Source organism: Bradyrhizobium sp. BR 10289, from assembly GCF_019455385.1.
GTDB lineage: Bacteria > Pseudomonadota > Alphaproteobacteria > Rhizobiales > Xanthobacteraceae > Bradyrhizobium.
Genome location: NZ_JACOFR010000008.1, coordinates 247,467 through 270,739, shown reverse-complemented (window position 1 = coordinate 270,739; position 23,273 = coordinate 247,467). Strand labels below are relative to the sequence as shown.

Annotated in this window: 24 protein-coding genes; 8 read left to right on the top strand and 16 right to left on the bottom strand. The window is 64.8% G+C overall.

What is annotated here, in order from left to right; all coding sequences use genetic code 11:
- Nucleotides 1–117 precede the first annotated feature (117 nt).
- Both HYH08_RS16855 and HYH08_RS16850 read right to left on the bottom strand, forming a co-directional pair.
- A complete protein-coding gene (locus HYH08_RS16855; RefSeq protein ID WP_220010918.1) occupies nucleotides 118–612 on the bottom strand; it encodes a hypothetical protein in 495 nt (164 codons plus the stop codon).
- A gap of 211 nt (nucleotides 613–823) precedes the next feature.
- Nucleotides 824–1,024 (bottom strand): hypothetical protein, encoded by a 201-nt coding sequence (locus HYH08_RS16850; protein WP_220010917.1) that lies wholly within the window; start codon nucleotides 1,022–1,024, stop codon nucleotides 824–826.
- 198 nt (nucleotides 1,025–1,222) lie between these two features.
- On the opposite strand from HYH08_RS16850, the gene HYH08_RS16845 reads away from it, so the two are divergent.
- Nucleotides 1,223–2,500: a DUF892 family protein gene (locus HYH08_RS16845; RefSeq protein ID WP_220010916.1), complete on the top strand. Its 1,278-nt coding sequence runs from the start codon at nucleotides 1,223–1,225 to the stop codon at nucleotides 2,498–2,500.
- A 49-nt stretch (nucleotides 2,501–2,549) separates the two neighbouring features.
- Here the strand turns inward: HYH08_RS16845 and HYH08_RS16840 are convergent, their stop codons facing one another.
- The 5 genes from HYH08_RS16840 to HYH08_RS16820 are packed head-to-tail and all read right to left on the bottom strand — an operon-like array spanning nucleotide 2,550 to nucleotide 7,479.
- Complete coding sequence (locus HYH08_RS16840) at nucleotides 2,550–3,281, bottom strand: aspartate/glutamate racemase family protein (RefSeq protein ID WP_220010915.1); 732 nt, start codon at nucleotides 3,279–3,281, stop codon at nucleotides 2,550–2,552.
- A 36-nt stretch (nucleotides 3,282–3,317) separates the two neighbouring features.
- Nucleotides 3,318–4,196, bottom strand: a complete 879-nt coding sequence (locus tag HYH08_RS16835; RefSeq protein WP_220010914.1) for an ABC transporter permease — start codon at nucleotides 4,194–4,196, stop codon at nucleotides 3,318–3,320.
- A 3-nt stretch (nucleotides 4,197–4,199) separates the two neighbouring features.
- Complete coding sequence (locus HYH08_RS16830; RefSeq protein WP_220010913.1) at nucleotides 4,200–5,159, bottom strand: ABC transporter permease; 960 nt, start codon at nucleotides 5,157–5,159, stop codon at nucleotides 4,200–4,202.
- Nucleotides 5,159–6,448, bottom strand: a complete 1,290-nt coding sequence (locus tag HYH08_RS16825; RefSeq protein ID WP_220010912.1) for an ABC transporter substrate-binding protein — start codon at nucleotides 6,446–6,448, stop codon at nucleotides 5,159–5,161. The genes HYH08_RS16830 and HYH08_RS16825 overlap by 1 nt, the downstream gene beginning before the upstream one ends.
- Before the next feature lie 44 nt (nucleotides 6,449–6,492).
- Nucleotides 6,493–7,479, bottom strand: coding sequence for an ABC transporter ATP-binding protein (locus HYH08_RS16820; RefSeq protein ID WP_220010911.1), 987 nt, complete (start codon nucleotides 7,477–7,479; stop codon nucleotides 6,493–6,495).
- Between the two features lie 269 nt (nucleotides 7,480–7,748).
- Between HYH08_RS16820 and HYH08_RS16815 the strand changes: the two genes are divergently transcribed.
- Both HYH08_RS16815 and HYH08_RS16810 read left to right on the top strand, forming a co-directional pair.
- Nucleotides 7,749–8,456 carry a GntR family transcriptional regulator gene (locus HYH08_RS16815; protein WP_220010910.1) on the top strand — a complete coding sequence of 236 codons (708 nt, stop codon included), beginning with the start codon at nucleotides 7,749–7,751 and terminating at the stop codon, nucleotides 8,454–8,456.
- A 393-nt stretch (nucleotides 8,457–8,849) separates the two neighbouring features.
- Nucleotides 8,850–10,583 (top strand): CYTH and CHAD domain-containing protein, encoded by a 1,734-nt coding sequence (locus tag HYH08_RS16810; RefSeq protein ID WP_220010909.1) that lies wholly within the window; start codon nucleotides 8,850–8,852, stop codon nucleotides 10,581–10,583.
- Nucleotides 10,584–10,701: 118 nt separating this feature from the next.
- On the opposite strand, the gene HYH08_RS16805 is transcribed toward HYH08_RS16810, so the two are convergent.
- The 6 genes from HYH08_RS16805 to HYH08_RS16780 all read right to left on the bottom strand — a co-directional run bounded on the left by HYH08_RS16805 (nucleotide 10,702) and on the right by HYH08_RS16780 (nucleotide 16,468).
- Nucleotides 10,702–11,328, bottom strand: a complete 627-nt coding sequence (locus HYH08_RS16805) for a transglutaminase-like cysteine peptidase (protein WP_220010908.1) — start codon at nucleotides 11,326–11,328, stop codon at nucleotides 10,702–10,704.
- Nucleotides 11,329–11,657: 329 nt separating this feature from the next.
- Nucleotides 11,658–12,269, bottom strand: coding sequence for a PilZ domain-containing protein (locus HYH08_RS16800; protein ID WP_028176079.1), 612 nt, complete (start codon nucleotides 12,267–12,269; stop codon nucleotides 11,658–11,660).
- Nucleotides 12,270–12,337: 68 nt separating this feature from the next.
- Nucleotides 12,338–13,501 carry an MFS transporter gene (locus HYH08_RS16795; protein ID WP_220010907.1) on the bottom strand — a complete coding sequence of 388 codons (1,164 nt, stop codon included), beginning with the start codon at nucleotides 13,499–13,501 and terminating at the stop codon, nucleotides 12,338–12,340.
- Between the two features lie 52 nt (nucleotides 13,502–13,553).
- On the bottom strand, nucleotides 13,554–14,801 hold the full coding sequence (locus tag HYH08_RS16790) for an MFS transporter (RefSeq protein ID WP_283844144.1): 1,248 nt from the start codon (nucleotides 14,799–14,801) through the stop codon (nucleotides 13,554–13,556).
- 262 nt (nucleotides 14,802–15,063) lie between these two features.
- A complete protein-coding gene (locus tag HYH08_RS16785) occupies nucleotides 15,064–15,543 on the bottom strand; it encodes a GNAT family N-acetyltransferase (protein ID WP_220010905.1) in 480 nt (159 codons plus the stop codon).
- Nucleotides 15,533–16,468, bottom strand: a complete 936-nt coding sequence (locus tag HYH08_RS16780; RefSeq protein WP_220010904.1) for an acyl-CoA desaturase — start codon at nucleotides 16,466–16,468, stop codon at nucleotides 15,533–15,535. Before HYH08_RS16780 ends, HYH08_RS16785 begins: the two co-directional genes overlap by 11 nt.
- Before the next feature lie 176 nt (nucleotides 16,469–16,644).
- Here HYH08_RS16780 and HYH08_RS16775 point away from each other — a divergent pair, with 176 nt between their 5' ends.
- The 4 genes from HYH08_RS16775 to HYH08_RS16760 all read left to right on the top strand — a co-directional run bounded on the left by HYH08_RS16775 (nucleotide 16,645) and on the right by HYH08_RS16760 (nucleotide 19,465).
- The gene (locus HYH08_RS16775) at nucleotides 16,645–17,796 is read left to right on the top strand and encodes a zinc-binding dehydrogenase (RefSeq protein ID WP_220010903.1); all 1,152 of its coding nucleotides are present in this window, start codon (nucleotides 16,645–16,647) and stop codon (nucleotides 17,794–17,796) included.
- A 3-nt stretch (nucleotides 17,797–17,799) separates the two neighbouring features.
- The gene (locus HYH08_RS16770; protein ID WP_220010902.1) at nucleotides 17,800–18,282 is read left to right on the top strand and encodes a DUF5680 domain-containing protein; all 483 of its coding nucleotides are present in this window, start codon (nucleotides 17,800–17,802) and stop codon (nucleotides 18,280–18,282) included.
- A gap of 153 nt (nucleotides 18,283–18,435) precedes the next feature.
- On the top strand, nucleotides 18,436–18,858 hold the full coding sequence (locus HYH08_RS16765; RefSeq protein ID WP_228747868.1) for a VOC family protein: 423 nt from the start codon (nucleotides 18,436–18,438) through the stop codon (nucleotides 18,856–18,858).
- 94 nt (nucleotides 18,859–18,952) lie between these two features.
- Entirely contained in the window at nucleotides 18,953–19,465 is a 513-nt protein-coding gene (locus tag HYH08_RS16760) for a hypothetical protein (RefSeq protein ID WP_220010900.1), read from the top strand.
- A 51-nt stretch (nucleotides 19,466–19,516) separates the two neighbouring features.
- Here HYH08_RS16760 and HYH08_RS16755 read toward each other — a convergent pair whose 3' ends face one another.
- Nucleotides 19,517–20,017 (bottom strand): hypothetical protein, encoded by a 501-nt coding sequence (locus HYH08_RS16755; RefSeq protein ID WP_220010899.1) that lies wholly within the window; start codon nucleotides 20,015–20,017, stop codon nucleotides 19,517–19,519.
- Between the two features lie 247 nt (nucleotides 20,018–20,264).
- Here HYH08_RS16755 and HYH08_RS16750 point away from each other — a divergent pair, with 247 nt between their 5' ends.
- Nucleotides 20,265–22,232, top strand: a complete 1,968-nt coding sequence (locus tag HYH08_RS16750; RefSeq protein WP_220010898.1) for a DEAD/DEAH box helicase — start codon at nucleotides 20,265–20,267, stop codon at nucleotides 22,230–22,232.
- A gap of 77 nt (nucleotides 22,233–22,309) precedes the next feature.
- Here the strand turns inward: HYH08_RS16750 and HYH08_RS16745 are convergent, their stop codons facing one another.
- Both HYH08_RS16745 and HYH08_RS16740 read right to left on the bottom strand, forming a co-directional pair.
- Nucleotides 22,310–22,603, bottom strand: a complete 294-nt coding sequence (locus HYH08_RS16745; protein ID WP_220010897.1) for a hypothetical protein — start codon at nucleotides 22,601–22,603, stop codon at nucleotides 22,310–22,312.
- Between the two features lie 127 nt (nucleotides 22,604–22,730).
- Nucleotides 22,731–23,237, bottom strand: coding sequence for a GNAT family N-acetyltransferase (locus tag HYH08_RS16740; RefSeq protein WP_220010896.1), 507 nt, complete (start codon nucleotides 23,235–23,237; stop codon nucleotides 22,731–22,733).
- Nucleotides 23,238–23,273: the final 36 nt, after the last annotated feature.

The window sequence follows — 23,273 nt, the reverse complement described above, 5'->3', positions numbered from 1 at the left end:
CCTTGCCAGCCCCGGATATTGAAATCGGCTCACGCCATCCGGTAGCCGGCACCATCGCGCGGAATCAGACGGGCGAATGTGATCCAGTTCACAAGTGGAAAAAATTAGAGCCGCACGCTATCCGCGCGAACGCTTGCGCGCGCTGGCATGGACGCGGTGACGCGCCGGTTTCTTGCGGGTAACCGACGGGGTCTCGACCTCGGTGGCCCGCGCGCTGGCAAAGGACTGCCGCAGGTTGTCGATGGATTCGTTCAGTGTCGTGACCTGCTCGGACAGGCGCTTGGTGTCGGCCTGCTGTGCCGCCATCAGCCGCTTCATGGTCTGGAGCTGGTCCTGCACGACCTGGAGCTGGTCGATCGATTCCTGCTGGGTCGCCTCCAGCCCCTTGGTCTTTTCGACCAGCTGCTCGGAGGCCTGCGCCGTGCGGGCCTGGAGCTGCCGCGAGGCCACCACCCGGTCGGTCTCCGGCGCAGAGCCCGTATAGGCGCGCCAGATCGCGATCGAGGTCACTCCGGCGATCAGCAGGAGCAGGGCGGCGGCGGTCAGCGCGATCGGCTGGGCGCCCAGGCGAAGCAAGGGGTTGGACGGTGTGTCCTCTGCGAGATCGATCATCGCTGACAAAGCCCCAAATTGAAACTTGGTGAGTGGCGAAGACCGGCAGCCCGAAAGTGGCGGCCGGGATGTCCCGAAAGTGTTACTGTTCGGCAACAATTGGGACCAAAAAGAGGCCGCGAGCCGAAAAACCTAATCGTCCCAAGCTTGGAAGGGCTCGCTCGCGCGGACCGGCGCAACCGAAGCAGAGCGGGGAGCCGATGCCGACGCGCTAGCGCCGGGCCACCAGCACGCCAAGCATGAAGGCCACGGCGAGCGCCGGAAGCGGCGCTTCGCGAGCCACGTCGCGAAGGAAGGCAAGCGCCTGTCCCGGCGTCCGCCCCTCTTCGAGGCTCTGTCGCACACTACGCGCGGTCTCGCGCACGCCTTCCGACACGTCCTTCACCTTGGCCAATGCGTCGTCGCTGTCCATCTGATTGTCCCTTTGTACGCCAAAGCACACCAAGCGGGTCGAGCGCCTATCGTTCCCACGGGACTGCAATCGCCCCCGCAGCAACGCTTCGCCTGCAATAGGCGGACGCAACGACAATCTCCGCGGCGGTTGGAATAGGAACAAGCGCAATGCGCGCCCGTTCGGAATCCATCTTCTTTCCAGCCAGGGCACTTCCCCATGTATCACCACGTCAAGAAACTGATGTTCACCGTTCGCGTCGATGAGCCGGATCCGCGGTTCGGCAACATGCTGCTCGAGCAATTCGGCGGCGCTAACGGCGAACTGGCGGCCGCCATGCAGTATTCGATTCAGGGTCTCAATTGCGAAGACCCCGATCGCAAGGACCTGCTGATGGACATCGGCACCGAAGAGCTAAGCCATCTGGAGGTCGTCGGCACCTTGGCGCGCATGCATCTCAAGCCCTCGAAATTCGACCGGCAGGCGGCCGAGGCCGATCCGCTGATCGCGATCGCGGGCGGCGGCGGCGTCAATCTGTTCAATTCGCAAGGAAACGCCTGGACCGCCGATTATCTGAAGATCACGGGCGAACTCGACGTCGACCTGCGCAGCAATATCGCCGCGGAAGCGCGCGCCAAGATCGTCTACGAACGGCTGATCAATTTTTGCGACGACGCCGGCACCAAGGACGCGCTGCAGTTCCTGATGACGCGCGAGATCACCCATATGAAGGCGTTTTCGCTGGCGCTGGAGAGCATGGGCAAGCCGGCTTTCAGCATCGGCCGGATCGCGCCGACGCCGGGTCTCGTCGATCAGTTCTTCAACGATTCCACCGGAGCCGGTGATCACGGCGAGATCGACACCCGCGGGCCCTGGAACGAAGGGGGCGACTGGGTCTTCACGGACTCGCCCGCCATCCAGGCTGGAGAGCCCGGTCCGGCAACGGCCATTGTCACCGAAAGCTCGCCGCCGGCAGACGAGGCGGGCCTCGGCGATCTCTTGCTCGACGAGCTCCGCGATATCCTGCATGCCGAAAAGCAATTGACCAAGGCGCTTCCCAAAATGGCCGAAGCGGCTCGCTTCGACCAATTGCGCGAGCTGTTCGAACAGCACCTTGTCGAAACCGAAACCCAGATCGAGCGAATCAATGAATGCTTCGAGCTGCTCGGCAAGTCCGCCCGGGCTAAGCCCTGCAAGGGGATGATGGGGCTGGTCGAGGAAGGACAGGAAATCATCGACGAAGGCGAAAAGAAGGAAGACGCTGCTGCCGACCTCGCGTTGATCGGCGCGGCGCAACGCGTGGAGCACTACGAGATTGCGGGCTACAGCACCGCGCGCAACCTCGCGCAGCAGCTGCGTCACAGCGCCATCGTCAGCCTGTTGTCGAAGTCGCTGGCGGAAGAGGAAAACGCGGACCAGTTGCTCAACCAGGTGGCGCGTTCCCTGATGTCGGTCGCGAAGATGCCGGCTGCGGTCGAGCAGACCGAACAGGGCTGACATTGACCACCGTCCGTCCTCGCCGGAGAGGACGGACGGTGTGGTCAGCCTACGGCTGAAACCGCGAGAACGGCCCGGAATAGGTCTTCGGGCGCGGAGCGGCGTAGGGCCCGAGCCGGGATGTCGTCAGGCCGAGCCGTACCAACGATTCCGCCAGCGTCACCGCAGCGGCGACGCCGTCGACCACGGGCAGGCCATGGGCGGTGGCGAGCTCGGCGGCGAGATCGGCCATGCCGGCGCAGCCGAGCACGATGGCCTCGGCACGGTCCTCGCGGGTCGCGGCGGTGATCTCCGCGGAGATTCCTGCGAGCGCGCTGGTGTTGCGCTCCTCGAGCGCAAGGACGGGGACCTCGGCGGCGCGGACGCGCGCGCAGCGCTCGGCGAGGCCGTATTTGCGCAGATTATGCTCGATCGGCACGATGGAGACACCGAGCGTCGTCACGACCGAAAAGCGCGCCGCGACCAGGCTCGCCATGTGGAAGCCGGCTTCGCCGATGCCGATCACCGGCGCTTTGGCAACCGCGCGCGCGGCGTCGAGGCCGGTGTCATCGAAGCAGGCAATGATGTGCGCGTCCGCATCCTCGCGGTCGGCGTCGCGGATGCAGCCGAGCATGCCGGGAACGGCGAAGGCCTCGTCGTAAAACCCTTCGATCGAGACCGGACCCATGTCGGGCTGGCGCGCGTCGATCACGGTACCGGGCAGGGCGATCGCGCGTGCAGCCGCGGCGATCTTTGCCGTCATCGACGCGGTGGTGTTGGGATTGACGACGTGAAGTCGCATCGCGATCAGACGAGCCTTTGTCAGACGAGCGCTATGTTAGACGAGCCCTTTGCCGGCGTCCGAACCTTTGGCCGCCTGCCGCCTGTTGAGCACGTGGATGGTGCCGAGCGCAAGGCTGATCACGGTGAACGAGACCGCCGAGATCACGGTGCCCAAGGCATAGATGTCGGGATTCGTCACGGTGGTGGTGAGGCCCTGCAGATCCAGCGGCAGCGTGTTCACCGCGCCGATCGCCTGGCTGGAGCGGGCAAGCTCGTCCCAGGACAGCGTGAAGCCGAACAGGCCGATGCCGATCACGGACGGCAGGATGATCGGCAGCACGACGTGGCGGAAGGTCTGCCACGGCGTCGCCCCGAGATCGCGCGCGGCTTCCTCGAGGCGCGGGTCAAAGCGGTTGAAGATTGCGAACATGATGAGCAGGCCGAACGGCAGCGTCCAGGTCAGGTGCGCGCCCAGACCCGAGGTGAGCAGGCCCATCGAGGTCTCGAAATTCTCGTTCCAGTGCGCCTTGATCAGATCGTCGATGATGCGGAATTCGAGGGAGATGCCGAGCGAGGTGATGATCGAGGGTACGATGAGGCTCGCGATCGCCGAATAGAACAGGATGCTTTGTGCTTTGAACTTCCTGCGGAAGGCCATGCCGGCCGCGACCGACAGCACGACGGTGACGATCATCACGATCACGCCGAGCAGCAGCGAGCGGCGGAAGGCGGCGCCCAGATCGACGATGCCGGTGCCCTGGAACAGTTTTGCGATCCAGAACGTCGACACGCCGTTCATCGGGAAAGTGAGGCCGCCTTGCGGCCCCTGGAACGACAACACGTAGATCGCGATCATGGGGCCGTAGAGAAACAGCACATAAGCCGCGAAGAAGATCGCGAGCACGTAGAACGAGCGCGGGCGTCCTTCCTTCATGCTCTACAGTTCCTTCTTGATGTCGACGATGCGCGACATCATCGTGATGATCAGGAAGGTGATGGCGAGCAGGATCACGGCGTTGGCCGCGGCCGCGGGGAATTGCAGCGCGTTCACCCGCGTCTCGATGATCTTGCCGGCGGCGGCGATCTGCTGGCCGCCCATCACGCCGATGGTGATGAAATCGCCCATCACGATGGTGATGACGAAGATCGAGCCGATCACGATGCCCGGTTTCGCGAGCGGAATGACGACGTTGACCAGTGTCTGGAAGCCGGTGGCCCCGGCGTCATAGGCGGCCTCGATCAGCGACTTGTCGATGCGCACCATCGAATTGAAGATCGGCACCACCATGAAGAAGGTGAAGAGGTGCACCAGCGCCAGCACCACCGAGAATTCGGAGAACAGCAGCCATTCCAGCGGCTGGTGGATCAGGCCCGTCTTGACGAGGCCGGAATTGACGAGGCCGTTGCGGCCGAGCAGCGGGATCCACGCGATCATGCGGATCACGTTGGAGGTCCAGAACGGGATCGTGCAGAGCAGCGACAATCCCATCTGCCAGGTCTTTGACTTGACGTGGAAGGCGAGGAAGTAGGCGACCCAGAAGCCGATGAAGAGCGTGAGCGCCCACACCAGGAAGCAGAGCTTCAGCGTCATCAGATAGGTCTTGCCGATCGTGCAGAGATCGGGGAGCTGCGCGATGCAGCCCTCGAACGTGTCGGTGTAGCCGCGGCCGGAGAAAGCCGGCAGCAGCTGGTATTCGTTGTAGTCCCAGAACGAGACGATGACCACGAAGACGAGGGGAATGAGGAAGAAGGCGAGAAACACCAGCATCATCGGCCCGGCCTGAAGCCAGGAGATGAAGGACGGCGACAGGCGCGTCGGCTTTGCCGCGCGCGCCGTGCCCGACCCCGGGATCAGACCCGGGGATGCCTGTTGCAGAACTTCTTCCGACATATCCATTACGCCGCGATGAACTCGTTCCACTTGCGGACCATGTAGTCGTTCTCGTCCATCACGGCGTTCCAGCACGCGACCGCGCCCATGCGGTCCTCATAGGAGCCGCCGTCACGTACCGCGCCGGCCTTCTCCAGCAGCGAGCCGTCGGGCGCCTTGATGTCCTTCTCGGCCGGCTTGCCTTCCATCCAGTACGCCCACTCGTACGGCTCCATGTGCGCCTTGGCGGTGGAGAGCACGGCGGAGTAGTAGCCCTGGCGGTTGAGATAGGCGCCGGCATAGCCTGACAGGAACCAGTTGACGAACTCGTAGGCCCAGTCGAGCTTCTGACCCGACACGCCCTTGGAGACGCAGAAGCCCGAGGCCCAGGAGCGATAGCCTTCCTTGAGCGGCTGGAAGGTGCAGGCGATGCCCATCGATCGCACCTTGGTCACCGCCGGCGACCACATCGACTGAATGACGGTTTCGCCTGACGCCATCAGGTTCACGCTCTCGTTGAAATCTTTCCAGAAGGCGCGGAACTGGCCGGCCTTCTTCGCCTCGGTCATCACCTTCATGGTGAGATCGATCTCCTCTTTGGTCATGTTGCCCTTGTCGGCATATTTGTGCTTGCCGGTGGCTTCGACGACCATCGCCGCGTCCATGATGCCGATCGAGGGGATGTTGAGGATCGAGGCCTTGCCCTTGAATTCGGGGTTGAGCAGCTCGGACCACGAGGAGATCGGCCGCTTGATCAAATCGGGGCGGATGCCGAGCGTGTCGGCGTTGTAGACGGTCGGGATCAGCGTGACGAATTCGGTCGCCGACGTCGCAAACTTCTTGGAGTCCTTGCCTTCGAGATACAGCACCTTCCAGGGCGCGGTGCCCTGGCTGCCGATCTTCTTGCCGCCGGGCGTCATGCCCTTGGTGAAGACCGGAGTGATGTTGTCGAATTCCTTGATCTTCTTGGCATCGAGGGCAAGGATGTTGCCCGACGGCACCAGCTTCTTCAGCGAGAAATATTCGGTGTCGAGCACGTCGAAGGAGTTCGGCTGGGTCATCACGCGCTTGGTGACGTCGTCGGTGGTCGCGGTGATGTATTCGATCTTGATGCCGGTGTCCTTCAGGCACTGCTTGGAGATGTCGTCGCCCTCGTTCACGGCGGTGCCGAGATAGCGCAGCACCTTCGCGTCGGCCGACTTCACGTAGGGAAAGCCGGTGATGGCGCCGGAGCCGGCTGCAAGGCCGGCGAGACCCGCGGTGCCCTTCAACAGCGTGCGGCGGCTGACGCCGGTTGTCCTGGTCGTCTCGGTCATATCGCTCACTCCTCTGTGTTGCGCATTCTCTGAAATCGTCGGCGCTATTGCAGGCGCTGCGCCTTGGCGGGATCCCACGTGGCCAGCACCCGATCGCCCGGGCGGAACGGGTGGACGTCGAAGGTGGCCTCGGGAACGTGGGAGAACAGGGCGGTGCCGTCGTCGAGCGTCAGCGAGACGGCGATGTAGGAGCCCTGGTACTCGGTCTGGGTCAGCAGCGCCGGCGCGCCGAACGCGCCGTCAGTGACCGGCTTGATGCCGAGCTGATCGGCGCGCACGGCGATGAGGTTGCCGGCGTCGCTGAGGACGTTGTGGCCGCCGATGAAGCGCGCCACGAATTCGGTGCGGGGGTGGTGGAAGATGTCGCGGGCGCTGCCCTGCTGCTCGATCTTGCCGTGGTTCATCACCACGATGTGGTCGGCGAGCGCCATTGCCTCTTCCTGGCCGTGGGTGACCTGGATGAAGCTGATGCCGAGCTCGCGCTGTAGCCGCTTCAATTCGCCCCGCATCTTCACCCGCAGGAACGGATCGAGCGCGGACAGCGGCTCGTCGAGCAGCAGGATCTGCGGCTCGGTGATGAGCGCGCGGGCGAGCGCGACGCGCTGCTGCTGGCCGCCGGAGAGCTGGGCGGGGAGGCGGCCGGCGTAAGGGCTCATCGCAACCAGCTCCAGGAGTTCGCCCGCCTTCTTGTGCCGTGTCGCCTTGTCGATGCCGCGCATTTTCAGGGCGAATGCAACATTGTCGAGCACGGTCAGATGCGGAAACAGCGCGTAGGACTGGAACATCATGGCCGTGCCGCGCTCGGCCGGCGGCAGGTCCGTGACGTTCTGCGCGCCGAGAATGATGTCGCCCTCGCTGACCGCCTCGTGGCCCGCGATCATGCGCAAGGTGGAGGTTTTGCCGCAGCCGGAGGGGCCGAGCAGGCAGCAATAGGTGCCGGCGGGGATCTTGAGGTTTACGGTGTCGACCGCCAGCGTCGTGTCGTAGCGCTTGGTGACGGCGACCAGTTCGAGAGCGGCAGGAGTGGCCATGGCGTGTCCGCAGGGAGGGCGATGCTCCGGCTTTCTCCGCAAGGTCCGTGCCAATCGCCCGGAGGCGGCCGGATTCCAAAACTGTGCAGTGGAGTCAGATCGTTAGATCGAATCCGGCGCAGCGGCGCGGCCCGCCGGAGGGTCGTTAATATGCACACAAAATGTGCGCAGATTGTATAAAGTTTCGCCTGTGATTGGATACAACTGGTCGACTAACATTCAAAAGCCAGACGTCGCCGATCGAGCCCTCAACCCCAACCCCTCGAACTATGGCCGCCAAGACCCGCCCCAGATCCGATGCGCCAGACGCGAGCGATCGCGTCAGCCGTATCAGGGAGGGCGTGACAGCGGCGATCCTCGAGCATCGTCTGCTGCCCGGCACCAAGCTCGGCGAGGACGAGATCGGCGAGATCTATGGCGCGAGCCGCACGCTGGTTCGCACCGCGCTGCAGCAGCTTGCGCATGAGGGCATCGTCAACATCGAGAAGAACCGCGGCGCCTTCGTTGCGCGCCCGACGCCGGCGGACGCGCGCGAAGTGTTCGAGGCGCGTCGCCTGATCGAGCCCACCATCGTCGATCACGCGATCGATGCGGTCTCGCCGGCCTGGATCGAGCGCCTCCAGCGGCATCTTGCCGAGGAGCGCGAGGCGGAGCTGCGCGGCGACGCGCGCGCCTCGGTCCGCCTCTCCGGCGAGTTTCACAAGCTCGTCGCCGAGATGAGCGGCCACAGCATCTATCTCGGTTTCCTCAAGGAGCTGATCGCGCGTTCCTCGCTGATCATCCTGCTCTACCGCCGCCACGACACGCCGGCCTGCGGCACCGAGCATCACGCCGGCATCGTCAGCGCGATCCGCAAGCGCGACAGAGAGGCCGCGCGCGCGCAGATGCTGTCGCATCTGAACGAGATCGAGGCCGAGCTGTTCCTGAAGGATCCCGCCGTTGACGAGCTGCGGCTCGCCGACGTGCTCGGCGTGTGAGCAGCGCGTAGCGCGCCTGGATCAAGTCGCGGTTGGTGACGTTCGCCCGCAACCGGCTTTTTGCGCTGCGACGCAGACTCGGCTTCCGGAACGGCGGGAGGCAACGGAGAGCTTGTCACAATTTCGGGACGATCATCCGAGGCGCGGCTTCTAAGCGTCTTCAGAACCAGAAAGAATTTCTCGGCCAACTGAGTGAGGCTCGCTGCGCCTCCATCTGGGTTTCGGGAACCAGAGGATTCGCTGGCAATTCGATCACTTGCGATGAGCGTGGGCAATTTAATTCGTCGCGCCGAGCGAATTATGACAGTGCGCTGCGACGTAACGTGACTATTCCTCGCGGGCGGCACCGGCTATATGCTGGCGTTCTGTCATAGAATTGTCATGTCATCGGATATGCTAAAATCAGACGCCACACCGGCTCGCAAGATCATGAGCGCGCCGGACGGGAGTCCTGTCACCAAGGACAATAAGAGAACGCAAGTCCTCGCCGGCTTCCTCAGGCAGGTTGATGGGGTCGGGCCAGGTGCGCCAAGTGCGGAACGCGCCGTCGTCGAGGGCGCCGTGAACGATCAGGCGCCATCGCGTGACGCGGCGCGTCCCGCCGGCGAGATCGAGCTCAAGCTGCTCGTCGATGCCGATCGCATGGCGCATTTCAATGCGGCGCCTGTCATCGCAGCCAATGCCCGCAACAAGGGCTCGCGAAAGCATCTCAAGTCCGTCTATTACGACACGCCCGAGCGCCTGCTGCGTCGTCACGGCCTCAGCCTGCGCGTCCGCCAAAGCGGCGCGCGCTTCGTGCAGACCGTGAAGACCGAAGCCGCGGACGATCCGCTGCGGCGCGGCGAGTGGGAGGCGAGCGTGCCGTCGCTTGCGCCCGATCTCGCGCTGGCGATGCCTTTCATTCCGGAGAAGCTTCGCGAGCATCTCGCAGCGCATCCGCTCGAAGCCGTCTTCACCGCCGACATCCATCGTCACGCACGGATGCTCGACCTGCCGTCCGGCACCGTCGAGATCGCCTTCGACCAGGGCGCACTGACCGCCGGCGACCGCTCGCTGCCGGTGAGCGAGATCGAGCTTGAACTGAAGGGCGGCGCTGCGAGCACGATCTACGAGATCGCCTTGCTGCTTGCGGAGCAGGGCGCCGTGAAACCGTCGATCAGCACCAAATCGGCGCGGGGCTTCGATCTTGCCGACGACAAGCCGCCGTCGGCGCGACGGCCGCGCAAGCTGCGTCTCGATGCGTCGGTCACGCTGGATGAGGCGTTCGCGACGATCCTGCGCTCCTGTTTCCTGCACCTGCTTCAGTCGCTGCCGGCGGCGGAGGACGGACGCAATCCCGAAGGCGTGCATCAGCTGCGCGTCTCGCTGCGCCGGCTGCGGTCGGCGCTCGATCTGATGCGGTCGGTCGGCGCGCTCAGCAATCTCGATGCGCTGCGCTCGGAAGCCAAATGGCTGGCTCAGGATCTCTCCGCCGCGCGCGACTGGGACGTGTTCCAGCTCGAGACCTTGCCGACGATCGCAAAGGCATGTCCCTCGGTCTCCGGCTTCGACACGCTGGGCAGGGCCGCGGGCAAACGCCAGTCCGACGCCTATCGCAAGGCGCATCATGCGCTCGCCGATCGCCGGTGCGCGGTGTTCCTGATCGGCCTCGGACACTGGATCGAGACGCGCGGCTGGCGCAACGGTGTTGCCGCCGAAGATCTCGGCCGGCTCGCCGAGCCCGCGGTCAATTTCGCGCAGCGCATCCTGTCGGCGCAACATGCCAAGGTGCTCAAGCGCGGCCGCCGCTTCAAGTCGCTTGGGATCGACGAGCTGCACCGCGTGCGGCTCGCGACCAAGCGGCTGCGCTATCTCAGCGAGTTCCTGCTGCCGCTGTTTGCCGATCGCAAATGCGCGCGGAAATTCTCGCGCCGGGTCGCCGCCCTGCAGGAGGAGCTCGGCGCCTTCAACGACATGGCGGTCACCGCATCGCTGCTCGACGGGCTCGGCACCGAGCCTGAGAGCGCAATTGCCGCCGCCGCCATCGCCGGCTGGCAGGCGCGCGCATCGGTCGGCGTTCAGCCCGCCCTGCAGAGCACGTGGCGCGATTTCACCGCCGCGCGCGTCCCGTGGTCGTCAGAGGGCTGATCGCACATTCCCAAAAAAGTTGCGCCCAGCCATTGGGGGATGGCTGGGCGCGCGCGAACCGGTCTGGGACGGGGAGGGGTGGGGATGTGACCGGGTCGCGTAACCTGTCGTCTCGTTCCTACTGATCCTTTGCGCTGGCGGTGGAGACCGCCGGCTTGGTATCGCCGAGCGAAACCCAGACATTGGGATCCGCCTGCGACTGGCGTTTGACGAAGCGGTAGCCGGTCTCGGTCCAGGCAATGACGTTCTCGTTCTGATTGTCGAGAACGAACTCGCCCTTGTCGGTCTTCACCGTCAGCACCGCGTGCCCTTCGCCCTTCTTGTCGCGCACGACGGTGATGAGCAGGGCCTCGCGAGGCCAGCCGGCATCCATCAGCATCTTGCGCTTCAACAACACGTAGTCTTCACAGTCGCCGTAGCCGTCGGTCGGCAGCGACCACTTCTCGATCACGCCCCAGTGCTCCTGGTCGGTCAAAGGCTTGATGGTCTCGTTGACCCAGCGATTGACCTTGACCAGATCGCGCCACGCCGTCTGCGACATCACGATGTCGCGCGGCTGCGTCGCAGCGCCCTGGCACTGAGCGGGATTATCCGCGCAGAATTCGACCCAGCCGATCGGCGCACGCGTGGTGTCGCCGAGGCTCGCGTAGAGCAGACGGCTTTCACCGGCCTGCGCTGTCGCGCTGATCCCGAAGAGCATGGCGGCCAGCGCCAAACCCTTCCCCTGTCCCCTGAAGTCCAACATTGCGGCCCCCGTTTCTTGTTGGGACCACCATCGCAGGGAGCTTTTGAGTTGCCGCTAAGTCAGCCAAGTCAAGTCGAATCGAATGCAAGTAAAACGCGCGTCAAATTCGATCTATACTTGAATCGAATTCGACTAAAATTTGAGACGACTGCAATTGATTCAAATTTTATCGATTAACGCGGAAACGCTGGCGGAACCGCTGTTTGCGGGCGCCGACAGGCCCCGCGTTAACCGGCGCCAGAGCTGTAGCACGCATGAAAAAGGCGGCGTCCGCATCGCGGAGGCCGCCCTCAGGGCTGGAAATCCGGTGGTTTTGGTGCGTTCGCGCTTTACCGCGCGGTAACGCTCTCTTCGAGAGTCTCGATCGGCTGCTCGTGCATGAACTCGAGCGCGAAGCCGTCCTCGAGATTTCGGACCACGCGGCCCTGCACCCGGCCGAGCAGAACGATCGATTTGAGCGGCGGGCGGTTCTCGGCGGCAATGGCGGCGCCGGAGAGAGAGAGATCGATGATGCGGCAGGTCATCTTGGTGCCGTCCTCGAGCGTCAGCACCGCGATCGGGTTGCGCGGCACGATACGGTCGTGGCGGCGGTCTTCCGGCAGGTTGAGGATGTCGCGGTTGGCGAGCCAGGTCAGCTGGGCCGCGAGCTTGTCGCGCTTGCGGGGCGTCGCGCCGATCGTCATGGCGAAGCCATTGTCGATGATGCGTGTGATCTTGCCCTCGACGCGGCCGATATGGTCGAGATAGGCGACGACGCGGTCGCCGACATTGCCGATGCCGGGGGCGAGCAGCGCAAGGCCGCCCGGGGACATATTGATGACCTGGCAGGGGAATTCCCGGCGGTCGGGCAGCATGTAGCGGCCGAGCAGGTGAACCTTCACCCGCTGGAAACGCCGACGTTCCTCGGCGGCCGGAAGAAATTTTTTGTTCGCCAACGCCATTTTCACAACCCGACCCCCCGCCTGGCGGAGTCCGCGACGACCCTAAGGTGCATAGGGTTAATGGCCCGTTAGGATTGCGTGCGTCGATGACGAACTGAAACAATGCGTTCAAAAAGCCACATCAAAGGCGGGCAGGCCAAAACGGCCATCGCGCCGAGGTCCAGCGCTGCCGCCGCGGATCCGGCCGATTTGGCCAGCCGCCCGGCGATGGCCGGACCCAGCATCATCGCGCCATAGAACAGAGTGTAGAACACGCCCATCCCGATCGCCCGGGTCTCCGGCGCGAGCACGCGGGCGGCGAGACTCATGATCGGGCCGGCCGGAAAGCCGCCGATGAGGCCGATCAGGACGAGGATCGTGATGACGGCGTCGGACCGCGTCAGCCACGCCAGCAACCCGGCCACAACGAGGCTGGCTACGATTGTCAGGACAAATGGGTTGCCGCGATCGGCGAGATAGCCGCCTGACGGCACCGAGATGACCGACAGCCACATCACCACGCTGATCGCCGATCCGGCCGCGGCAATGGTCCAGCCGCGCTCGGCCAGCAGCGAGGGGCCGAATGAGAAGATCATGGCGAAGCCGACATTATAGAGGCCCCAGATCCCGCCCGCGACGATCACCGCCAACAGTGCAAGCCGATCAAGCCGCCCCGAGCCGGCTGCGCCGGTCGTCGACGCCGGCGGCGGCTGATAGAGCGTAATCAGCATGATGCCGATCGCGGTCAGTGCACCGGTCGACAGGAACACCGCGCCCGCGCCGTAGGCCGTACCGATCGCCGGCAGCACCAGCAGCGAGATCGCAACGCCCGCCGGCCACGAGTTGACGAAGATCGCCATCGCGGTCGCGATCTCCTTGCCCGCAAACCAGTCGGTGCCCATCTTGGTGAGCTGCACCGTGAGCAGCACGCCGCCGGCGCCGGAGGCGAGGCGGCCTGCCATCTGCCAGCCCCAGACATCGGTGGTGGCCATGACGAGGCTGCCGCCCGTCATCAGCAGCAGCGCTGCGATCGTCGTGGGCTTGTCGCCAAGCGTCCGTCCGATCGCGCCGCCCGGCAGCGCCAGCACCACGCCCGGCGTGAAATACAGCCCGATCAGGATGCCGATATCGGCAAGGCCGACGCCAAAGGTCTGTTGCAGCAGCGGCGCGACCGCCGCCACGCTCTGGAACTGGAACGCAATGGTCAGGCGCACGACGAACAGGATCGCAAGAATGCCCCAGCGATTGCGCAACGGTCGATCTCCCCATGCCCTCAGTCAAAGGTGCGGTGGGGAGAGAGGAGAGTCAACCCGTGGCCTTCTTCGTCGCGCGCTGATACAGCAGGCCCAGCAGCGCCAGCAGCACCGCGGCAGACAGCCCGAGCGACCAGTGAATGCCGATCGCCGCACCAAAGACGCCGACGGTGATGCCGCTGAAGGCGCGCATCCCGAGCCCCGCCATGTTGTAGAGGCCGACGACGCGGCCGCGGATGTCGTGCGGCGCGTTCAGCTGCACCAGCGCCTGCGCCATGGTGTTGAACGACAGCTCGAAGAAGCCGGCGAAGAACAGCAGCACGATCGCGACCGGATAGATTTTCACCGCGGCGAAGCCGAGCAGCGCCACGCTCCAGAGCATCGCCAGCGTGATCGCGGTGCGCGGCGTGCCCTTCAACCGTCCCCAGGATTCCAGCGCGATGCCGGCGAGCAGCGCACCGGCCGCGTCCGCCGCGAGCAGCACGCTGTAGGACACACCGGGATCGCCATGGCCGAGATCGCCGGCAAAGCCCGGCATCTGCGCATGATAGGCATTGCCGATCATGAAGGAGGTGAGGCCAGCCAGCGATGTCATCGCGGTCAGCACCTTCTGGGTGCCGATGGCGCGGATGGTCAGCATGATGTCGGCAAAGCCGCGCACCGCGAAACGTCGCACCGCCACACTGCCGTCGCGCACCGGCGCCCAGAACAGCCACAGCAGCATCGGCAGATAGAACAGCGTGTTGAAGATGATGCCGTGCGAGGTACCGAGCGTCAGCATGATCACGCCGCCGACGGCCGGGCCAACCAGGATGCCGAGATAGCGTGCCATCGCGTTCAGCCGCACCGCGCTCGGCAGATCGGCAGGGCCGACGAGGTCATAGAGCAGCAGTTGGTTCGGCGTCTGCCAAAGGACGCCGGCGCAGCCATGGATCACCAGCAGCAGCATCGCGTGCCACATCTGGATCGTGTCGGTGATGAAGAAGAAGCCCCATCCGGCCGAGGCGAGGATGAACAGCAGCATGCCACACTGGATGATGCGGCGCGGATCGATGCGGTCCGCGAGCCCGCCGACCGCGACCGAGAACAACAGGAACGGCAACCAGTGCGACAGCACCGCAAAGCCGCCCAGCGTCGGCGAATGGAATTTCTGGAACACCACCCAATAGCTGATCACGTGCTCGATATTGTCGGCCATCATCGCCAGCACATAGGCGATGAACTGGAGCCGGTACGGCACGGACTTCATCGCCGCGAACGATCCGGACGCGGCATGCGAATTTTGGGGAAGCGGGTTCAAGCGGCACCTGGGTGGGACTTCATCCGGCCATTACACGGACGCTGGTGAGTGCTCAAGACACTTCGGTGCGCTTGAACATCTGCCATGCGCTGCCGCAACACACTCAACCGTCATCCTGGGGTGCGAGACATGGGACGCAACGCGTCCCATGTCGCGCACCCCAGGATGACGGCGGAGTGTGTCGCAGGCTTCGTAGCCCGGATGAGGGAAGCGACATCCGGGACCGCTCCCGCGTGTAGCTCCGCCCATCCGGGCGACGAGACTACCCGAGCCGCTTCACATAAACCCCATACGGCACGCCCAGAATATCCGGCGCGTCGCCAACCCTCACAAATCCCATCCGCAGATACATTGGCAGCGCTACCGTCATGATAGGCGTCGTATGCAGCGCAATGGCGCCCGCCTGGTCGCGCTCGGCGCGGCGCAGGCATTCCTCCGTCAATTGCCGGCCGATGCCCTTGCCGCGCGCGGTGGGATCGACCACCAGCATGCGGATGACCGGCCAGGCCGGATCGAAGAACGCCGCCTTCGGCGCTTGCGGCCCGAGATAGGCGACAGCGCCAACAATGTGCCCGCAAGCTTCGGCGACGATGATCTCGCCGGTCCTGGCAAGCTCCGGCATCTTCGCGACATTGGCGGTGAACAGTGGCCAATCGGAATAATCCCGCTCGAATTGCGCGAACGCGGCGAGCGCGACGCGCACAATCGCTTCCGCATCCTCTGGCCGATAGTCACGCAGCATCGGCAACCCCCTCGCGCACCTCAGTGCGCAGCCGCCGCAGGCCGAGTCGCTCCGGCAAATTGCCTGGCGTCTTGACGTTCCAGACGAGGGCAGCAGCTTCGAGCGATCGGATCAGCCACCAGCCGGGATCGACCTGTCCCGGCAACAATCCCATCTTCGCTGAACCTGGATAGGCATGATGGTTGTTGTGCCAGTTCTCGCCCATGCTGATCAGCGCCGCGAGACGGACATTGTAGCCCTGTGCGGCGACGCCATCGATGATCCAGACCTGATCGCCTCTGGTGTGCGAGAAGTGGCCGACCAGCCAGTGCCCGGTCACGCAGACGCTGACGCGCACACAGATGCCCCAGACCACCCAGTCCACACCGCCGATCGCGAAGAAGAGCAAGGCCCACGGCAGTTGCTGCAACATCCATGTGCGCTCGACCAAAGCGTAGAATCTGTCATTTGCGAGTCGCGGCTCGAGCATGAAGCCAGGTGGATGGCGAAGCACCAGGTGGCAATGCAACTGCCACCACGCATCGCGCCAGAAGCCGGCGCGATGGCAGGAATAGTCATGGCAAGCGGGTTGGCGCTGCGCCCAGTCGCGGAAATCGTGCTGGCGGATCATGCCATAGGGGCCGGCCATGCCCACGAGCGTGCCGAGATAGACGAGGAGACGTTCGAGCCAAAGCGGACAGTCGAAGCTCGCATGGATCAGCTTGCGATGCATGCCGACGGAATGTCCGCAGCACAGCGTGATGGCACTCGTCGCGATGAAGAGAGCGAACGCGGCCCAGGAGAAGGTGATGGGTCCGAGCGCCATGGCGGCCCCCGTCATGCCCGCCAGCCACAGCGATTTCGCAGGCGCCCATTGCACGGTGCCGTCCAGCGGATCGGTGTCAGGCGCGATGACAATTCGTTCCGAGCCTGGTCGCAAATCCATGGTCTGATCCCGGCAGAGTTCCGAAGCAGGTGGTACTGGCGCATATGCAGCGTTGCGGATACAACCGCGGCGTGTCAACGGTTCGCGTTGGTATTTCCAACGCCGTACGGCTGACATAGGGTGGTCGCCGACCCGCACCAATGAAGCAAAACAAGCGGGGCAGCGAGGAAACAGCCATGGAATCCATCCGCGTCTGCACCCATGCAGGGCCGGGCTCGGAGCCCGTCATCCGCACCGTGCCGTGGCCGAAGGTCGGCCGCAAGGCCGCGCTGATCAAGGTCGGCGCCTGCGGCGTCTGCGGCACCGATCTGCATATCCTTAGAGGTCACTGGCCGAAGCCGCTGCCGTGGCCGTTCACGCTCGGTCACGAGCTCGGCGGAATCATCGTCGAATGCGGCGATGCGTTCACCGAGGACTTCATGAGCAAGCCGCTCAAGGTCGGATCGAAGGTGATGATCCCGCCGCTGATGCCTTGCGGCCATTGCTATTACTGCATCCACTATCCGCAAACCGCCAACAAATGCCTCACGCCGGTCTATTACGGCCGCTATCTCGGCTTCGACAAGGCGCCGCACATGTGGGGCGGCTGGGCTGAATATGTCTATGTCGACCTCGAGATGCTGCCGGGCACCAAGATCTACAAATTGCCCGACGACATGTCGCTGCGCCTCGGCGCGTTGTCGGAGCCGCTGACCTCCTGCATCCGCGCCTTCAACCGTGCCACCCGCGCGGGCGGTTTTTCCTGGGGCGACACGGTGGTGATCCAGGGCTCGGGCCCGATCGGCATTCTCGCGGTGGCGGCGGCGAAAGAGATGGGGGCAGGGCGCGTCGTCTGCGTCGGCGCGCCGGAGGAGCCGCGGCTGAAGCTCGCGCGCGAGTTCGGCGCGGAGGCGACCGTCAAGATCGAGGAGCTCAAGTCGCCGCAGGAGCGCATCGCCCGTGTGCGCGAGATCGTCGGTGGCTTCGGCGCCGATCTCGTGATGGATTGCTCGGGCCATCCGTCCGCCGGCCCCGAGGGCATCGAGATGCTGCGCGACGGCGGCACCTATGTCGAGATGGGTCAGTTCACGGACGCCGGCTCGATCGACACGTCCTGGCATCGCATCTGCACCAAGGACCTCAACGTGCTGGGATCCTGGGGCTTCACCGGCAACGATCTGCCGCTCGGCGTCGACATGCTCTACCGCACCCGTGACAAATATCCCTGGCTGAAGATGCAGACGATCTATCCGTTCACGGAAGCCGGCGTCGCGCAGGCGGTGAAGGACGCGATGGCGATGAAGACGGTGAAGTCGACCATCGTGCCGTGGCCCGAGCTGGTGGAATAGCAGATGCCGTCCATCCCGCACGATCTCGCAGCGTTCCTGGTCGAAGCCAAGCGGCGCACCTATGCCGGCCTCGACGACGATGCCACCACATCGACGCCGTTGCTCGCCGGCTCCAAACAGCTCGAGCATCGCGCGCCGCCTTATGCCTACCGCGATATCTATTTCGGAATGGGCTTCTTCGTCGGGCAGGAGACGGTGGCCCGGGATGACCGCGTCATCTGGTCGATGAGCTACAGCGGCGGCGTCCGCGCCGATATCGCCGACCGGGACACTTTCCTCGCGATCTACAAATTTTTACGGCAGGCCCTGCTGGGTGTGAGCGTCGCGGAACCCTATCGTGGTCCGCGTCTGCTCGAGCAGGACGGGATGGTCTATCGCAACGAGGTCGAGGGTTCGCTCGACCGCTTCCATGGCGTCGAGGCGATTGCGCGGCATGATGGCGCGCCGCTGTATGATCTGCGCTATAGTGGTGGCCTGCTGCGGTAGTCTCGTAGCCCGGATGGAGCCAACGGGTCGGCGCAAAGCGCCGCCCGATGACAGGCTCCGTGTGATCCGGGGCTGCTCGCCGCGGAGAGACTTTTCCCGGATTACGCTTCCGCTCCATCCGGGCTACAGGTTGGGTCTGGAATGAGCGCCGAAATGACAAAGGAACACACATCAGAACCAAACAAGCGCTCCCCCTTCAGGGCCATCCGCGCGATCGACTACACCGTCATCTTCGTGCGCGACATGGCGGCGATGCGCCGCTTCTACGAGGACGTTCTCGCCCTTTCCCTGCTGCGCGAGCTGTCGCCAAACTGGATCGAGTATGGCCTCGGCCCCAACACGCTGGCACTGGCAAGGCCGAGCCGGACCGCGACTGACGCGCCGACACCGACGGGCAGCGCCTCGCTGCAACTGGCCTTCCGCGTGTCCGCAGCAGACGTCGATGCCTGCGCCGACGAGCTGGTGCGGCAGGGCGTGGCGCTGCTCTCGCCGCCGACCAACCAGTCCTTTGGTCACCGCACGCTGTTCTTCCGCGATCCCGACGGCAATCTGCTGGAGATCTATGCCGAAATCTGAATGCTCAAAAGGTTCCACCCGAAATCCCCGGCTTATTCACGCCGAGGTGAAACTTAAGCCCTAGTTCCGGCTTTCAGTTCGCGGGAGAGGTCCTTTGAAGCGAATCCTGAAACCCATCACCTATGTCCTGGCGGCCGTCTACTTCCTGGTGGATGCCGTCTTCATGGCCGTGGCGCGGCCGATCGCGCGCTGGATCGGCCGGCATTTCGAATTCAAACGGCTGCGCGCCTGGATCAGATCGCTGCCGCCTTATCCGTCGCTCGCGCTGTTCTCCGTGCCGGTGATCATTCTGGAGCCGATCAAGCCGGTGGCGGCTTATCTTGCCGCAACCGGTCAGATCGTGTGCGGCGCGGCGACGTTCATCGTCGGCGAGCTGCTCAAGCTCGTGCTGGTCGAGCGCCTGTTCCATCTCACGCGCGACAAGCTGATGCGGATTCCTGCGTTCGCGTGGGGCTACGGCAAGTTCACGGAGATGAAGGCGTGGCTGCAGGCCACCGAAGCCTGGCGCGCCATCCGCGCCCTGAGCCGGTCGGTGAAAGACCAGATCATGCGGGTGAGAGCAAGGCTGGCGGGCAGCTTCAGCAGGCTCGTGACGTCCAGGGATTAGAACCGGACGCAACGATGCGAGCTCGCGCTTGTCGGCAAGCGATATGTTGTCTCACGCGCTCTCCCTCACCAACCTCGCCCCCACCACTTTGGTACCCTCCATCTCGCGCACGATGCGCTCGTCAGGTCCCACAATGCCGAGATCGAACTCGCGCTCCGGCGTCACCAGGATCATGCGCCGACCGACGATCACTAGCACCGTCATGTCGTTGTGCTCGCCTTCCACGGCCCAGGCACGGATGTCGTCGGCGTAAGGCTGTTTGCGCCAGGCGTTGGGAGAGCCCGGGTCGCAGCGGATTTCGACGCCGTCGTCCGACGTCGTCACGACCAGCTTCGACCGGCTCGGCTTCCAGCCTTCGTCGAGCAGATCGCTCGCCAGCCAGAGGCAGGCAAAGTCCTCGCATTCAGTCGGCCGCTCGGCGTAGATCGCGCAGCCGCCGCCAGGCTTGCAATGCCCGCACCAGCTGCCCGCGGGCTTGGCCAGGGCCTCGATGGCCATCACCTTGCAACACAGCGTGCAACCGCCGCAGGCGCGTTGGGCAGGGGAGGTCACGCGGTCATGTCCAAGAGACCCGGTTGCGGTTTACCTTAAGCGAAGTTGCTACAAAAATCCGCTGCAACCTCCAAGGCGCGGCGCTCTTCGGAAAGCCATGCATCAAAGGCATGGTGATTTGGCCGCACTTGGCGTAAAGAGCCCCCAATCACATCGCCAGCGTGCGGCCGGGCCATTTGCCGCGCACGCCAGCTCAGGTCCGCCGGTTCGTCGGCCCGCACCTGAATTAACCAAGGTTTCCCATCCCGTGTCTCTTCCGGCCCTGCCCCCGCCGCTCGCCCAAGCTTTGGCCGAGCGGAACTACGATTCACTGACCCCCGTTCAGCTTGCCGTGCTGGCCCATGAAGCGACCAGCCGCGACCTCCTGGTCTCGGCCCAGACCGGCTCCGGCAAGACGGTGGCTTATGGTTTGGCCATCGCCAAAAATCTGCTCGACGATGCCGAGCGGTTCGCGCAGGCCGGCGCGCCGCTCGCCCTGATCGTAGCGCCGACCCGCGAGCTTGCGCTGCAGGTCCAGCGCGAGCTCGCCTGGCTCTATGGTCATGCCGGCGGGCGCGTCGTCTCCTGCGTCGGCGGCATGGATCCGCGCCGCGAGCAGCGCGAGCTTGCGGCCGGTGCGCACATCGTTGTCGGCACGCCCGGCCGGCTCTGCGATCATCTCAGGCGTAACCGTCTCGACATCTCGGAATTGAAGGCGGTCGTGCTCGACGAGGCCGACGAGATGCTCAATCTCGGCTTTCGCGAGGACATGGAGTTCATTCTCGAGACCGCGCCGGAGACCCGCCGCACCCTGCTGTTCTCGGCGACGTTTCCGCGCGGCATCGTCGCGCTGGCGCGGCAATATCAGCGCGATGCCTTCCGCATCGAGGTCGCGGGTGACGAAGGCGGGCACGCCGACATCGAATACCGCGCCACCCGCATCGCCCCCGGCGATGTCGAGCATGCCGTCGTCAACGTGCTGCGCTTCTATGAGGCGCCGAGCGCATTGGTGTTTTGCAGCACGCGCGACAACGTCCGGCATTTGCAGGCGGCGCTGCTGGAACGCGGCTTCTCGGTGGTCGCCTTGTCAGGCGAATTGACTCAGAACGAGCGGACCATGGCGCTGCAGTCGCTGCGGGATGGGCGCGCCCGCGTCTGTGTCGCGACCGACGTTGCCGCGCGCGGCATCGACCTGCCGAGCCTCGATCTCGTCATTCACGCCGACCTGCCCAACGACGCCGAGGTGATGCAGCATCGCTCGGGCCGCACCGGGCGTGCGGGCCGAAAGGGAACGAGCGTCCTGCTGGTGCCACCGGCGCGGCGGCGGCGTGCTGAGCTGTTGCTCAATCTTGCGGGCGTCGATGCGGCCTGGGGCACCGCGCCGCAGGCGGAAGAAATCCGCAAGCTCGATCACGACCGCATGAAGGACGTGCTGTTCACCGAGGAGACGACGCCGGACGATCTGGCGCTGGCGCAGGCGCTGCTTGCCGAGCGGCCGGCCGAGGATATTGCCGCAGCATTGGCGCGGCTCTATCGCGCGCGGTTGCCGTCGCCCGAGGACATCATCGATCCCGGCGAGCGGCCCGCCCGGTCGCGTGATGATCGCGGTCGCGATAAATTCCAGGCGAGGGGCGAAGGCGGCGACGATGGTCCCGTCAGGCCCCGGTCGAAACCGGGCAAAGCGTCGTCGAAGCACGGCATGGCGGAGGGCAGCGTCTGGTTCCGCGCCGCGATCGGGCGGCGCAAGAATGCCGAGGCGCGCTGGCTGCTGCCGATGATCTGTCGTCGTGGCGGCATCAACAAGCAGGACATCGGCGCCATCAAGATCATGGACACCACCACCGAGTTCGAGATCTCGGAGCGGGTCGCGGAGTCCTTCGCCGCCAAGGTCAAGCGCCCGGACAAGGAAGACAGCATCCGCATCGAGCCGATGGCAGATAGCCCGCAGCGGCAAGACCATTCGGACGCGCGGTCGGACCAGCGGTTCGAGGCGCCTCGGCGCGAGCCGCGCGAGAGCGATCATCGCGAGCGCCGCGACGACCGTCCGCGCGATGCCGGTGGATTCAAGTCGCGCGACAAGGGCCACGGCGAACGCAAGCCGAAATTCGATGAGGTGCCGTCGTTCGGAAAGAAAAAGAAGCACAAGACCAAGCCGGGCCGTGCCGAGCCCTCGGTCACACCGTGGCCGATGCAGGGCGCGCCGGGAAAGAAGAAAAAGAAGAAGCATCGCGGCTGACCGGCCGCACGATCGCGCAGACGGAAGTGATGCCGCCGGATTGCGCCGGCGACATCATCTGAAAAATCAGGTGTGGCTCAGCGGCCGCCGCCGCCACCACCGCCGCCTCCGCCACCACCGCCGCCGGCATCGCGCAGCGACGTGTTGTAACGCGGATCGGTCTGCTTCATGTAGATCGGCGAGATGTCGTGGTCGGTGCGAACGACGCGGCGTCCGCCCTGGTTCGGTGCTTCGATGAAGCCGGTGCAGCCCTCGAAGAAGCCGACGTCGCAGCCGTAGGCGCGGTACTGCGCCGCGTTGGCACTGGTCGCGCTGAAGGCGGCCGTCGCGGCGAATGCAAGCAATGCAACTTTCGACAATGTGAGTTTCATGGAAATTCTCCAGCCTCGGTTTGGCGAGACCGGAACGCCTCGCACACAGCTTCGACGGGGGCTGGCTGGATCGGGTTCGAGGGGACGCTTCACGCTCGCGTGAGCCGCGCCGGCGCGGCGCGGGCCGTTACGTCGCAGCGAGGTCGCGGAGCATGTAGGTCGCAGCTCCACCATACGATGCGAGCTTTGCGCGCAATTCGGCATGCACCGCGACAGGCCGAAAGCCGAGACGCTCCCACAGCGGCCGCGTGGCGTAGACCGAGACCAGCGCGAGCGTCGTGATATGGGATGTGCGCGCGAGCTTCTCGATCATCGCGACATAATCGCGCGCCGCGCCGCCGCGGAAATCGGGCAGCACGGCAACGTCGTGCACATAGAAACAGTCCGCATCCTCCGGCAGTTTTTCGAGGAAGCCGTCGAGCGATGGAATGTCGTGCTGCTTCCAGGGATGCGCGAGGCCGTACCCGGCGATCGCATCACCCGCAACGAGCACGCGGCAGCCTTCGGGGCAGAGTCGCATCTTCTCCGCGAGCACCTCGGGACGCTCAGGCATCTCAGGATGAATGCGCGCCGCGATCGCGGTGATGTCAGGCAGATCGGAGACTTGCGCGAGGCGCCAATGCGGCTTGAACATGCTGGTTCGTCTCACGTTCGCGCGGCACCTGTGTGG